The following is a 13,123-nucleotide window of genomic DNA, read 5'->3' on the forward strand; positions in this document are numbered from 1 at the left end:
GACAAAACCTTGGGACAGCGTTCAGTTCTTATTCGAATTCGTGGTCAAAGGCCTTGTTACAGACCAATTCCATTTGGTGCGGAAAATTGGAAAGGCACCGACACCAGGGTGTCTTGAAAACCTCGCGGCTCGCTCGACACCCGACCTCCTGATCAGTTCCTTGATAAAGGCTGAACAGCGCCGGGAATTCAGTGCGGGCGATTGTAGATAGGTAGCGCCCTATACACCATGTCTTATCCCGAAATAATTTTTATCACTCAGAGCAACAATCCATCGCCATTTTTGCAAAAGTTGCGCAAGTTATCGAAAGCGTTTCTCAATAAAAGCGGCAAAATCTGCCAGCGTAACCGCCTCAAATCAGACAGCTCTGCACTCGATCTACAAACGCTGGAGCGGCGCAAAGCCCGATGTTCCAAGGGCTTCGCCCATCTGCCGGCGCCTGTTAAAACTGCCTGCTCTGGTACGTCCGTGCTCAAGCCGAAAACACTAAAACTGGCCAATGTTTTTATGTAACAGGCGGCCAATCCGCTGCATCCCGAGTCCCTGCGACAGCTCCTGTGTGACAACATGTCGCACATTTGCCGCACGCTCCATTGCCGTTCGTCACGGTGTTTTCACAAACGCTCTGAAATGCAAAACGCCTCGATTTTCATCAGCGAAAATCGGGGCGTTTTGTTTATCGGCAGCTCTGCCGAGAAGTTGACTCAGCGCAGCGCTTTTCGATTACGCGAAGTCAGCAACGGCACCAGAATGACCACCAGCACGAACGCCACCAGCGCCCATTGCGCCAGCGACAGACCGAGGATCGGCGGATACGGCGTCGAGCAGAAACCGTCAACCTGGAAGCCCAGCGGGAAGATCTTTGCCAGCGGCAAATCATCGACAATTGGCTGCAGCACATCGACGCCACAACTTACCGCCGGATAGAACTGCGTATAGACGTGATGCCCGGCCACCGCGACCCCGGCCAGCGCACAGATCACCACCAGCGTCTCGAACACGGTGATGCTGCGACGGCTGCGCATGCCCGCGCCGATGAAGGCGAACAGCGCAATCAGCAACAACGCATAGCGCTGCAGAATGCAGAGCGGGCACGGTGCCTCATCCAACACGACCTGCATGTACAACGCACCGCCGATCAACGCCAGGCAGATGATCCCCAGCAGCACCAGATAGCGCCGCTCACGTCCCAACCGCATCGTTTCCTCGCTCATTGCCTTTCCCTTGTAAGTCCATGGTCCAGCCGGCCGGCGGCTGGAATTGTCGCAAGTCTACACCGGGGCAATAAACGAAAGAGCGGTTAAGGAATGATTAACCAACATGGCTTTGCGGCGCGCAGGAGATTCGCGAGCAGGCTCGCTCCCACAATGGATCTGCGTCGGGCGCAAATCCTGTGGGAGCGAGCCTGCTCGCAAACGAGACAACTCGGTTTCAGATCACTCCAGAGCAGCAGCCGGCCCGAAGAATTCGTAGCGGCTCTGTTTCTCCGGCACGCCCAAGGCTTTCAGGTGCCGCTTGATCGCGCCCATGAATCCTTTAGGGCCAAGGAAATAGGCATCGACATCACGCTGCGCCGGCAGCCACTCGCCAAGCAATTCCTCGCTGAGCATACCGACCCTGTCCGCCGCCGGGCTCACGCCGTCTTCTTCGGCGTAGCAATAGAAGCGCTTGAGTTGCGGATGACGCGCCGCCAGCCCATCGACCCAATCACGGAACGCATGGACGCTGCCATTGCGCGCGCAGTGGATAAAGTGCACCGGACGTTCGGTCGCCAGCGCGGCTTCCAGCATCGCCAGCGTCGGGGTGATGCCGACGCCGCCGCTGATCAGCACCAGCGGCTTGTCGCTGGCCGCCAGGGTGAATTCGCCCGACGGCGGGAACAGCTGAATGCTCGAGCCAACGTGCAGTTGATCATGCAGATAGTTGGACGCGCGACCATTCGGTTCACGCTTGACGCTGATGCGATACTGGCCGTTACTGGCCAGGGCCGACAGCGAATAGTTGCGACGGATTTCTTCGCCGTTGAGGATCAGTTTCATGCCGATGTACTGACCCGGTTCGGCCGCAAGAATCGGCCCTTTGTCTGCCGGTTCGAAGTAGAACGAGGTGATTTCCGCGCTCTCTTGCACTTTCGCCGCGACGATGAATTCCCGCGCACCGCGCCAGCCGCCGACGGCGTGTTCCTTCTGGTCGTAGATCGCGGCTTCCGCGCCGATCAGGATGTCGGCCAGTTGCCCGTACGCAGCGCCCCAGGCACTCATCACTTCAGGCGTGGCGATCTCGTCGCCGAGCACTTCGGAAATGGCGCGCAGCAAGCAAGTGCCGACGATCGGGTAATGCTCCGGCAGAATCTGCAGGGCAACGTGCTTGTTGATGATCTTCGCCACCAGGTCGCCCAACTGGTCGAGCTGATCGATGTGCCGGGCATACATCAGCACGCCGTTGGCCAAGGCACGGGGCTGATCGCCACTGGCCTGGTGCGCCTGATTGAACAGCGGGCGTACTTCTGGGTATTCGGAGAGCATCATGCGGTAGAAATGCGTGATCAAGGCCTCGCCGCCGCTTTCCAGCAGAGGCACGGTGGATTTGACGATGGCACGATCCTGGACGCTAAGCATAAGGGTGACTCCTGCGCTTTCTTGAAAGATTGCCTTAGGGATATCAGCTTTCGTGCCAACTAATTAATCATTTAGATTCAACGACTTGAGATCTGCATAGTCATTTCGACATAGATCAGCGTATAGTCATCGCGACTACACCTTGTCTCTTTGACTACAAAAAACCATGACCGCCAAATCCCTGCTTACCGCCCTGCTGCCCCTGGTCGCCGACCTGTCCCGCGAACTGCCCGAAGGCGAGCGCTACCGGCGTTTGCTCGAGGCAATGCGCGCCTTGTTGCCCTGCGATGCCGCCGCGTTGTTGCGTCTGGACGGCGAATCATTGGTGCCGCTGGCGGTGGATGGCTTGAGTACCGATACCCTCGGCCGGCGCTTCAAAGTCAGCGAACACCCGCGCTTTGAAATATTGCTCGCCGGCACCGGGCCGACGCGCTTCGCCGCCGACAGCGACCTGCCCGATCCCTATGACGGTTTGGTCGATGGCCTCGACGATCACCTCGAAGTACACGACTGCCTCGGCTGTCCTTTATTCGTCGATGAAAAACTCTGGGGCCTGATCACCCTCGATGCGCTCGATCCCGAGCGTTTTGAACCGATCGAACTTGACGCCCTACAAGCCTTCGCCAGCCTCGCCTCGGCCACGGTCAACGCCGCCGAACGCATCGAACGTCTGGCCACCCGCGCCGAAGATGAACATCAACGCGCCGAGGTTTACCGCCAGGCCAGCGGCCAGCAGCACCGCGAAATGATCGGCCAGAGCAAAGCGCATAAACGTCTGGTGGAAGAAATCAATCTGGTCGGCGGCAGCGATCTCACCGTACTGATCACCGGCGAAACCGGTGTCGGTAAAGAACTGGTGGCCCAGGCCATCCACGCCGCCTCCCCGCGCGCCGACAAACCGATCATCAGCCTCAACTGCGCTGCCCTGCCCGACACGCTGGTGGAAAGCGAACTGTTCGGCCACGTGCGCGGCGCCTTTACCGGCGCCACCAGCGACCGTCGCGGCAAGTTCGAACTGGCCAACGGCGGCACGTTGTTCCTCGATGAAGTCGGCGAGCTGTCGCTGACGGTCCAGGCCAAGTTGCTGCGTGTATTGCAGAGCGGGCAGTTGCAGCGCCTGGGCTCGGACAAGGAGCATCAGGTCGATGTGCGCCTGATTGCGGCGACCAATCGCGATCTGGCCGAAGAAGTGCGCAGCGGTCGCTATCGTGCCGACTTCTACCACCGTTTGAGCGTGTATCCGCTGCGGGTGCCGGCGCTGCGCGATCGTGGACGTGATGTGTTGCTGCTCAGTGGCTTCTTTCTCGAGCAGAACCGCTCGCGCATGGGTCTCAATAGCCTGCGTTTGAACAGTGATGCACAGGAGGCGCTGCTCGCTTACACCTGGCCGGGCAATGTCCGTGAGCTGGAGCATTTGATCGGCCGCAGTGCGCTGAAGGCGCTAGGTAATTGCAAGGTGCGGCCGAAGATTTTGAGTTTGAGTGCGGCGGATCTGGATTTGCCCCGTGAGGTTGTGGATAACGTGGCTGCGCCTGCCAATGCAGACTTGGCGAATGTGATGCCGATGATCGGTGGTGACTTGCGCACCGCCACCGACGAGTTTCAGCGGCGGTTGATCAGCGCAGCGCTGGAGCGTCATCAGAATAACTGGGCGAGCGCGGCGCGGGAGTTGGGGGTGGATCGAGCGAATCTTGGCCGGATGGCGAAGCGCCTGGGGATGAAAAGCTGAAGCGCCAATAGCCTAAAGCCCACCCCATTCACGCCGATAACCCGGCATCAAAGGTTTCTGGCGATTTCCACTCTCGCCCATTCACAGAAGGTTCTTATGTCCTCCACCAAAGCCCGCGCAGATTCACTTTCGCTTCTGCTGTTTACCTTGCGCAGCGGCAAGCTGATGGCGATCAACCTGCTGAAAGTCAGTGAAATCATCCCCTGCCCGCCGCTGACCAAGCTGCCGGAGTCGCACCCGCACGTCAAAGGCATCGCCTCGCTGCGCGGTGCATCGCTGTCGGTGATCGACCTCAGCCGCGCGATCGGCGAGCGGCCGCTGGAAGATCCTAACGGTGGCTGCCTGATCGTTACCGATGTCAGCCGTTCCAAGCAGGGTCTGCACGTGCAGGCGGTGAGCAAGATCGTCCATTGCCTGACCACCGACATCAAGCCGCCACCGTTCGGCTCCGGCGGCTCGCGCGCCTACATCACCGGCGTGACCTCGGTGGACGGCACATTGGTGCAGGTGCTGGATATCGAAAAAGTCATCCACAGCATCGCCCCGGCGCAGATCGAAATGGCGCCGACCGACCTGACCATGGAAGACGCCGAAGTGCTCGGCAACGCCCGCATTCTGGTGGTCGACGACAGCCAGGTTGCCCTGCAGCAATCGGTGCACACCCTGCGCAACCTCGGCCTGCAATGCCACACCGCGCGCAGTGCCAAGGAAGCCATCGACTGCCTGCTCGACCTGCAGGGCACGGCGCAGCAGATCAATCTGATCGTCTCCGACATCGAAATGTCCGAGATGGACGGCTACGCCTTCACCCGCACGCTGCGCGAAACCCCGGATTTCGCTCACTTGTACGTCTTGCTGCACACCTCCCTCGACAGCGCGATGAACAGTGAAAAGGCCCGACTGGCCGGTGCCAACGCGGTGCTGACCAAGTTCTCCTCGCCGGAACTGACCCAACGCCTGATCGAAGCCGCCAAGCACGTCGCGGCCAACGGGCACTGAGTCTTGGCCGAAGCGTTTTGCTTTCTGCTGCGCCGCGATTTGAGTGAAGCGGTGCCGGATGCGCAGTGGCCTGCCGGGACTGAGTGGTCCGCCTACCGCGAGGAACTGGCGCCGGCAGTGCATCAGTTGATGCAGCTCGGACAGCTGGAAGGTGGCGGTCGAGTGCCGCCGCTCGAGGAATGGCAGCAGCGGTTTGTCAGCGATCCCGAATACGATCCCTCGTTGTGTTTCGTTGCCTGCGATGCCGGTGGCGTGGTCGGCGTGGCGCAATGCTGGACCAGTGCCTATATCAAGAATCTGGTGGTGCACCCGCGACTGCAGGGCCTGGGGCTTGGGCGGGCGTTGTTGCTGCATGCCTTCAGCGTCTTTCAACAGCGGCGCGAGGGGTTTGTCGATTTGCGGGTTCTGGAGGACAACCTGCGGGCGCGGCGGTTGTATGAGAGTGTCGGGATGGACTTGGTTCGGCGGGAGTTGGTCGCCGACTGATCCTCCGTTATCGCGAGCAGACTCACTCCTACATTTTAGAACGCATTTCAATGGTAGGAGTGAGCCTGCTCGCAATGGCGCCGGCACAGGCAACTTCCATCCTTCAGGCATACTCCAAGCTTGGCCATAACCAAGGATGCCCCAACCATGAAAGCCATCACCCTGGCCCTGCTCACCCTCTCCGCCCTCGCCTCCCAAGCCCACGCCTCCAGCCCCGACGCTTGGGCCGCCTACGACAAGACTGTCCTCACCAGTTGCACCAAGGCCAGCGGTCTGAAAAACGTCAAACCGGTCGGCACCCCCGCGCAATTCGATGACCGCGTCGGCTACACAGCCGTTCTGCTGCAAGGCCAATACCCGCAAAAACACATGAAAGGCCAACAAGGCAGCGAGCTGTGCCTGTACAACAAACAGTCGAAAACCGCGTACGTCACCGAGTGGGATTCGATTCGTCCGGTCGCCAAATCCCAGTGAGTGGCGCAGTCCTTGCTTCGATCCGGTTCTGTGCGATGGTTTTCCGCCGTCGTCTCACGTCCTGATTGAAGAAAGATCGCTCAATGAATACGAGGTTTTCCTGCGTAGGTTGCGGCAAGTGCTGCACCGACCATCATGTCCCGTTGACGCTGGCCGAAGCCCGTATGTGGGCGGCGGATGGCGGTCAGGTAATCGTGCTGGTCGAGGCTTTTCTCGGCAATGGTCTGGGCCTGCCGGCGCAGCAGCGCGAACATGCCGAGCGCCGTTCCGCGGTAGTCCGCAGTGGCACGACTGATGCGCATGTGGCGATCACTTTTGCCGCGTACAACGTCGGCCCCTGCCGGAATCTTGACGACGATCAGCGCTGCCGGATCTACGAGCGGCGTCCACTGGTGTGCCGGATTTACCCGGCGGAAATCAATCCCCACATCCCGCTCAATCCGGCTGCCAAGGATTGCCCGCCGGAGTCCTGGGAACAGGGGCCAGAGCTCATCGTGGGGGTGAGTTGGTTGATCGGGAACTGGTTGAGCTGATCCAGCGTTCGCGTCAGGCGGATCGGGATGACATCAGACTCAAGGATGTGATCTGCGCAACGCTGGGGATACGCACCACGGCGCTCAAGGGCGACGGGTTTACCGCGTACTTGCCGAACATGGATGCGTTTGCAGCGGTGATCGACCAGGTGAGCGCGCAACCGCTGGCGGCGCGAACCAGTGAATGGCTGTTTCATTTGTCCGGCGATGATGTCGCCGGGCAAGTGCTGGCAGCCGGGGGCAGGTGGTGACGGAACCGGCGCAGACATATGCGTTTATTTCATTGCGCGCGGCTTGATCTGATATTTGTGCTGTAGCGGATGTCGCTTTCGCGAGCGGGCTCGCTCCCACAGGTTTGGGTTCTACACAAATCCAATGGGGAGCGAGCCTGCTCGCGAAGAGGCCAGCACAAGCACCATCACTTTCCGATGTCAGCGCTTGCCCATCGACCGACGCGTGCCCGGCGGCGCCATGCCCGGGGTTTTGGTGTGGCCATTCTTCGCGCCATTCTTGTACCACGGCTGATTCGAGCCTTTCGCCGAAGCCAGCTCGCCCGGTTTGAACGGGAACTTGAACGCCGGGATCTCAGCCTTGGTTTCGCTGGCGTCAGCCACTTCAGCCGGGACGTCGCTCACAGCGTCGTCTACCGGCGGTTGGGTCGAGGAAGTCATAAAAGCTCCGGGAACAAAAAGTCGGCCCGATCAGTGAGCCGCAAAGGCGCGCAGTATACCTGTGCGCTCTGGCTCGGCATCTGAAGATTTGCGGGATGCGCTGAACGGCTGCCAGGCACTGTCACTGCGTGATGATATTTCAGTTCATGCGTTGTTGAACGTCACTCAACAATTGCGAGGTGCTCTCCAGCAACTGCTCAAGAAGCGCGTCATCTTCATCCATATAGCCTTCGTATTCGGCGAGATTGCGCCGGTCATGGCACAGCGCAAACAATCGCACCTGAACCTTGCTGCTTTGAGTGGTATGGATCAGACACTGGAATACCAGATAGCGCTTGTCCGATCGATAGCCACTCAGGCGAAGAGCTGTCAGCGCCAGCGCGTGAGCGGCGTTGTAGGCCAAATCGAACCGGCTGGAAAACGACAGTGTGCAAGTGTGCGCATCCTTGAGCCTGTCCAAAGCCGAGCGCATCAGACCTTCACACTCCTTCCGGTCAGGTGGCTCCGCTTTCAGTACACCGCTACGTAGAAGATTCTCCAGACTCTCGTTGCTGCCCATCCTTGGACTCCAAAGGGTTTGCCCCCGACAGATCGATTTTTTCCTGCTGCATCACTCGCATGACAAAACTGTTCTGTGCCGCCAGCTTACTGGCCCAGTCTTGCGGGGTGTACAGCGTCGGGTTTATGGGACGCCCCAATTGCTCCTCCAACGGCATGAGTCGCTCCATCAACTCACTGTAGTGCAGGCCTTCGCCAATCAGCATGAGATCTATGTCACTGAGTGTGTTCGCCGAGTTTTTGGCGATGGAGCCATACACGAACGCCCACGTGATCTGTTCGGCAAACGGTTCTAATGCCTGACGAAGAGGCTCGGCAACACCGAATGTCTTGCGCGTGATGCCCAGAAGCTCCGCGTAGATAGGACATGCGGGGTTGGCCTGGTAATGGGTCTGGTTACCCACTCGAGTCATACTGAGGATCCCGGCTCTTTGCAATCGATCAAGTTCACGCATCAGGCCGCCTTTGCCAACCTGTGCCCAGCGCACAATTTCGTTGGCGTAGAACGTCTGGTCAGGCTTGCCGAACAACAATCCCAACACTTTTTGCTGGGTGGCGGTGAACAGGGCTTCGCTTAAAGAAAAGTTTTCCACTTGGCCCGCCAAAGAGTCTCAAAAAGGGAACGATAGGTCCCTTTTAGGGACTTATCAACTCAACGGCAATCGCAGCCAGTGCAATTAACGTCGGAAACTGACAATCCTGACAGCCAGCCGTCACCCTGCCGACCGCCTGACCGGTTTATAACTGGCCAATCTGCCCAAACTCCAGACTTCGGCGCCGCGCATGTCCATCCAGAAAAACAAAATCCTGCTGGCCACTCTCCTGATTCTGCTGGCAGCCGCCGGCCTGTGGTTCGCGCTCAAACCAGCGCCGGCCAAACTGGCCAGTCCGACCGCCATCCCGGTACGCGTCGTAACGGTCAGCGCCAAAGACGTGCCGCGCTATACCAGCGGCATCGGCTCCGTACTCTCGCTCCACAGCGTAGTGGTGCGCCCGCAGATCGACGGGATCCTGACGAAGATCCTGGTCAAGGAAGGCCAACTGGTCAAAGCAGGCGACCTGCTCGCCACCATCGACGACCGCTCGATCCGCGCCAGCCTTGACCAGGCAAGGGCGCAGTTGGGCGAGAGTCAGGCGCAGTTGCAGGTCGCGCTGGTCAATCTCAAGCGCTACAAATTGCTCAGCGTCGACGACGGCGTGTCGAAGCAGACCTTCGACCAGCAGCAGGCCTTGGTCAATCAGCTCAAAGCCACGGCGCAAGGCAATCAGGCCTCGATCGATGCCGCGCAGGTGCAGCTGTCCTACACGCAGATCCGCTCCCCGGTCACCGGGCGCGTCGGTATTCGTACCGTCGATGAAGGCAACTTCCTGCGCATGACCGACACCCAAGGCCTGTTCACCGTGACGCAGATCGACCCGATCGCCGTCGAGTTTTCCCTGCCGCAGCAGATGCTGCCGACCCTGCAAAGCCTCATAAGCGATCCGCAACGCGCACCGGTCAAGGCGTACATCGGTGCCGACACCGACGGCGAAACCGGCAATCTGCTCGGCGAAGGTCATCTGACCCTGATCGACAACCAGATCAACGCCAACACCGGCACCATCCGCGCCAAGGCCGAGTTCGCCAATGCCAGCCAGAAGCTTTGGCCGGGCTTGCTGGTAACGGTAAAAATTCAGACAGCGGTAGATAAAGATGCGCTGGTGGTCCCGCCGACCGTCGTACAACGCGGACTCGAACAACACTTCGTTTACCGCGTGCAGGACGACAAGGTCGAGGCGGTGCCGGTGCAGATGGTTTATCAGGGCAGCGGTCAGGACATCATCAAAGGCGTCAACGCCGGTGACGTGCTGGTAACCGACGGCCAATCGCGGCTCAAACCGGGATCGAGCGTGCAAGTCATGAGCGAACCGCCGCAAGTGGTGCAGGCGGAGCCCAAGCCATGAGCTCGCACAAGGGCATTTCGACCTGGTGCATCGACCACCCGGTGGCGACAATCTTGCTGACCATCGCGCTGGTACTGGTCGGCGCAATTGCCTTCCCTCGCTTGCCGATTGCGCCACTGCCGGAAGCGGAATTTCCTACGATCCAGGTCTCGGCACAGTTGCCCGGCGCCAGCCCCGACACCATGGCTTCCTCAGTGGCCACGCCGCTGGAGGTGCAATTCAGCGCCATCCCCGGCATGACCCAGATGACCTCCAGCAGCGCGCTGGGCTCAACCCTGCTGACCTTGCAGTTCACTCTCGACAAAAGCATCGACACCGCCGCCCAGGAAGTGCAGGCGGCGATCAATACCGCCGCCGGCAAGTTGCCCAAAGACATGCCGACGCTGCCAACATGGAAGAAGGTCAACCCGGCCGACAGCCCGGTGTTGATTCTCAGCGTCAGCTCGACGCAAATGCCCGGCACCGAACTCAGCGACCTGGTGGAAACCCTGCTCTCGCGTCAGATCAGTCAGATCGACGGCGTCGGCCAGATCAACATCACCGGTCAGCAACGCCCGGCGATTCGCGTACAAGCTTCGGCGGACAAACTCGCGGCGATTGGCCTGACGCTGGCCGACATTCGGCTGGCGATCCAGCAAACCAGCCTCAATCTGGCCAAAGGTGCGCTGTACGGCGAATCGAGCGTCTCCACGCTGTCGACCAACGACCAGTTGTTCCACCCCGAGGACTACAGCCAGCTCATCGTTTCCTACAAGGATGGCGCCCCGGTTCACCTGCGCGATGTCGCCAAAGTCGTCAACGGTGCGGAAGATGCCTACGTGCAGGCCTGGGCCGGTGATCGTCCGGGGTGAATCTGGTGATCTCGCGCCAGCCCGGCGCCAATATTGTTGAAACCGTCGACCGCATTCAAGCCGCTCTGCCTGGTCTCGAAGCGATGCTGCCGGCCTCGGTACAGGTGAAAACCCTGATCGACCGCACCCAGACCATCCGCGCCTCACTGCATGAAGTCGAGATCACCTTGCTCATCGCGATCTTGCTGGTGGTCGCGGTGATGGCGCTGTTCCTGCGCCAGTTGTCGGCGACGCTGATTGTCTCGGCGGTGCTCGGCGTCTCGCTGATCGCCAGTTTCGCCCTGATGTACGTGCTCGGCTTCAGCCTGAACAACCTGACGCTGGTGGCGATTGTCGTCGCGGTCGGCTTCGTCGTGGACGATGCGATCGTGGTGGTTGAAAACATCCATCGCCATCTCGAGGCCGGCGACGATATGCGCGAGGCGGCGATCAAGGGGCCGGTGAGATTGGTTTCACCGTCGTTTCGATCAGTTTCTCGCTGGTGGCGGCATTCATTCCGTTGCTGTTCATGGGCGGTGTGGTCGGGCGCCTTTTCAAGGAGTTCGCCCTGACCGCGACTTCGACGATCATGATTTCCGTGGTGGTGTCGCTGACGCTGGCGCCAACCCTTGCCGCGCTGTTCATGCGTAAGCCGGTACATCACGCCAATGCTAAACCCGGTTTCAGTGAGCGCTTGCTCGGCTGGTACGAAAAGGGCCTGCGTCGCGCCCTCGACCATCAGAAACTGATGATCGGTGTGTTCGGGCTTTCGCTGGCGTTGGCGGTCGCCGGGTACATTTTCATTCCCAAGGGTTTCTTCCCGGTACAGGACACCGGGTTTGTCCTCGGCACCACCGAAGCCGCTGCGGACATTTCCTACGGCGACATGGTGAAAAAACACTTGGCGATGGCCGAAATCGTTGCAGCCGATCCGGCGGTGCAGGCGTTCTCGCACTCGGTCGGGGTGTCCGGCAGCAACCAGACCATCGCCAACGGGCGCTTCTGGATTGCTCTGAAAAAACGTGGCGATCGCGATGTCAGCGCCAGCCAGTTCATCGATCGCATCCGCCCGCAGTTGATGAAAGTGCCCGGCATCGTCCTGTATCTGCGCGCAGGCCAAGACATCAACCTCAGCTCCGGGCCGAGCCGTGCGCAATACCAATACGTTCTCAAGAGCAACGACGGCGCGACCCTCGCTACCTGGACCCAGCGCCTGACCGAAAAACTGCGCAGCAATCCGGCGTTCCGCGACATTTCCAACGATCTGCAACTGGGCGGCAGCATCACCCACATCAGCATCGACCGCAGCGCCGCCGCGCGTTTCGGCCTGACCGCCAGCGATGTCGACGAGGCGCTGTACGATGCATTCGGCCAACGGCAGATCAATGAATTCCAGACCCAGGTCAACCAGTACAACGTGATTCTCGAGCTGGACACCAAACAGCGTGGCAAGGCCGAAAGCCTCAACTATTTCTACCTACGCTCACCGCTCAGTGGCGAGATGGTGCCGCTGTCGGCCCTGGCCCGATTTGACGCGCCAACCATCGGCCCGCTGTCGATTGCCCATGACGGCATGTTCCCGGCGGCGAATCTGTCGTTCAATCTCGCCCCCGGCGTGGCGCTGGGCGATGCGGTGATTCTGCTCAATCAAGCCAAGGCCGAGATCGGCATGCCCACCGCGATCAGCGGCAATTTCCAGGGAGCGGCGCAGGCGTTCCAGAGTTCGCTGGCCAGCCAGCCGTGGCTGATTCTGGCGGCGCTGGTGGCGGTGTACATCATTCTCGGCGTGCTTTATGAAAGCTTCGTGCATCCGCTGACGATCATTTCGACCCTGCCGGCAGCAGGCCTCGGTGCGGTGATCATGCTGTGGATCTGCGGCCAGGACTTTTCGATCATGGCGTTGATCGGGCTGGTGCTGTTGATCGGCATCGTCAAGAAGAACGGCATCCTGATGATCGACTTCGCCCTTGAGGCGCAGCGCCAGCGCGGTCTGCCGGCGCAAGAAGCGATTTTCGAGGCGTGCATCACCCGGTTCCGGCCGATCATCATGACCACCCTCGCCGCCCTGCTCGGCGCATTGCCGCTGATGCTCGGCTACGGCACCGGCGCCGAACTGCGCCAGCCGTTGGGCATTGCCGTGGTCGGCGGTTTGCTGGTCAGCCAGATGCTGACGCTGTTCACCACGCCGGTCATATACTTATGGCTCGAGCGGCTGTTTCACCGGCACTCACACCCACCAGCCCCAACGCCCGCAACGGCACTGGCGACCACAGACTGAGGC

At 60.1% G+C, this 13,123-nt stretch carries 11 protein-coding genes and 2 pseudogenes; 8 read left to right on the forward strand and 5 right to left on the reverse strand.

What is annotated here, in order from left to right; all coding sequences use genetic code 11:
* Positions 1 to 228: 228 nt before the first annotated feature.
* Positions 229 to 513: a hypothetical protein gene (locus tag LJU32_26875; GenBank protein WKV88878.1), complete on the forward strand. Its 285-nt coding sequence runs from the start codon at positions 229 to 231 to the stop codon at positions 511 to 513.
* A 191-nt stretch (positions 514 to 704) separates the two neighbouring features.
* Here LJU32_26875 and LJU32_26880 read toward each other — a convergent pair whose 3' ends face one another.
* Both LJU32_26880 and hmpA read right to left on the reverse strand, forming a co-directional pair.
* Positions 705 to 1,214: a disulfide bond formation protein B gene (locus LJU32_26880; protein WKV88879.1), complete on the reverse strand. Its 510-nt coding sequence runs from the start codon at positions 1,212 to 1,214 to the stop codon at positions 705 to 707.
* A gap of 222 nt (positions 1,215 to 1,436) precedes the next feature.
* Entirely contained in the window at positions 1,437 to 2,618 is a 1,182-nt protein-coding gene (gene hmpA / locus LJU32_26885; protein WKV88880.1) for an NO-inducible flavohemoprotein, read from the reverse strand.
* A 166-nt stretch (positions 2,619 to 2,784) separates the two neighbouring features.
* Here hmpA and norR point away from each other — a divergent pair, with 166 nt between their 5' ends.
* The 5 genes and pseudogenes from norR to LJU32_26910 all read left to right on the forward strand — a co-directional run bounded on the left by norR (position 2,785) and on the right by LJU32_26910 (position 7,137).
* Positions 2,785 to 4,347, forward strand: coding sequence for a nitric oxide reductase transcriptional regulator NorR (norR, locus tag LJU32_26890; protein ID WKV88881.1), 1,563 nt, complete (start codon positions 2,785 to 2,787; stop codon positions 4,345 to 4,347).
* A gap of 96 nt (positions 4,348 to 4,443) precedes the next feature.
* Positions 4,444 to 5,346, forward strand: coding sequence for a chemotaxis protein (locus LJU32_26895; GenBank protein ID WKV88882.1), 903 nt, complete (start codon positions 4,444 to 4,446; stop codon positions 5,344 to 5,346).
* A 3-nt stretch (positions 5,347 to 5,349) separates the two neighbouring features.
* Positions 5,350 to 5,832 (forward strand): GNAT family N-acetyltransferase, encoded by a 483-nt coding sequence (locus LJU32_26900; protein ID WKV88883.1) that lies wholly within the window; start codon positions 5,350 to 5,352, stop codon positions 5,830 to 5,832.
* Positions 5,833 to 5,979: 147 nt separating this feature from the next.
* Positions 5,980 to 6,306 carry a hypothetical protein gene (locus tag LJU32_26905; protein WKV88884.1) on the forward strand — a complete coding sequence of 109 codons (327 nt, stop codon included), beginning with the start codon at positions 5,980 to 5,982 and terminating at the stop codon, positions 6,304 to 6,306.
* Positions 6,307 to 6,389: 83 nt separating this feature from the next.
* Positions 6,390 to 7,137 (forward strand): annotated as a pseudogene (locus LJU32_26910) (YkgJ family cysteine cluster protein).
* 133 nt (positions 7,138 to 7,270) lie between these two features.
* Here LJU32_26910 and LJU32_26915 read toward each other — a convergent pair.
* From LJU32_26915 to LJU32_26925, 3 genes are all read right to left on the reverse strand, one after another.
* Positions 7,271 to 7,510, reverse strand: a complete 240-nt coding sequence (locus LJU32_26915) for a hypothetical protein (GenBank protein ID WKV88885.1) — start codon at positions 7,508 to 7,510, stop codon at positions 7,271 to 7,273.
* Between the two features lie 139 nt (positions 7,511 to 7,649).
* Entirely contained in the window at positions 7,650 to 8,069 is a 420-nt protein-coding gene (locus LJU32_26920) for a hypothetical protein (protein ID WKV88886.1), read from the reverse strand.
* A complete protein-coding gene (locus tag LJU32_26925) occupies positions 8,032 to 8,661 on the reverse strand; it encodes a nucleotidyltransferase domain-containing protein (protein WKV88887.1) in 630 nt (209 codons plus the stop codon). The genes LJU32_26920 and LJU32_26925 overlap by 38 nt, the downstream gene beginning before the upstream one ends.
* Positions 8,662 to 8,851: 190 nt before the next feature.
* On the opposite strand from LJU32_26925, the gene LJU32_26930 reads away from it, so the two are divergent.
* Together LJU32_26930 and LJU32_26935 are read left to right on the forward strand one after the other, a co-directional pair.
* Positions 8,852 to 10,012 (forward strand): efflux RND transporter periplasmic adaptor subunit, encoded by a 1,161-nt coding sequence (locus tag LJU32_26930; protein ID WKV88888.1) that lies wholly within the window; start codon positions 8,852 to 8,854, stop codon positions 10,010 to 10,012.
* Positions 10,009 to 13,120, forward strand: a pseudogene (locus LJU32_26935) (multidrug efflux RND transporter permease subunit). Before LJU32_26930 ends, LJU32_26935 begins: the two are co-directional and overlap by 4 nt.
* The last annotated feature ends 3 nt before the right edge of the window (positions 13,121 to 13,123 follow it).

Source organism: Pseudomonas sp. B21_DOA (genome assembly GCA_030544685.1).
In the GTDB taxonomy this organism is placed as follows: domain Bacteria; phylum Pseudomonadota; class Gammaproteobacteria; order Pseudomonadales; family Pseudomonadaceae; genus Aquipseudomonas; species Aquipseudomonas fluorescens_AO.

Coding starts and splice junctions, on each gene's coding strand:
- LJU32_26930 (WKV88888.1), top strand. CDS start 8,852: ATGTCCATCCAGAAAAACAAAATCCTGCTGGCCACTCTCCTGATTCTG.
- LJU32_26915 (WKV88885.1), bottom strand. CDS start 7,510: ATGACTTCCTCGACCCAACCGCCGGTAGACGACGCTGTGAGCGACGTC.
- hmpA (WKV88880.1), bottom strand. CDS start 2,618: ATGCTTAGCGTCCAGGATCGTGCCATCGTCAAATCCACCGTGCCTCTG.
- LJU32_26895 (WKV88882.1), top strand. CDS start 4,444: ATGTCCTCCACCAAAGCCCGCGCAGATTCACTTTCGCTTCTGCTGTTT.
- LJU32_26920 (WKV88886.1), bottom strand. CDS start 8,069: ATGGGCAGCAACGAGAGTCTGGAGAATCTTCTACGTAGCGGTGTACTG.
- LJU32_26875 (WKV88878.1), top strand. CDS start 229: ATGTCTTATCCCGAAATAATTTTTATCACTCAGAGCAACAATCCATCG.
- LJU32_26905 (WKV88884.1), top strand. CDS start 5,980: ATGAAAGCCATCACCCTGGCCCTGCTCACCCTCTCCGCCCTCGCCTCC.
- LJU32_26880 (WKV88879.1), bottom strand. CDS start 1,214: ATGAGCGAGGAAACGATGCGGTTGGGACGTGAGCGGCGCTATCTGGTG.
- norR (WKV88881.1), top strand. CDS start 2,785: ATGACCGCCAAATCCCTGCTTACCGCCCTGCTGCCCCTGGTCGCCGAC.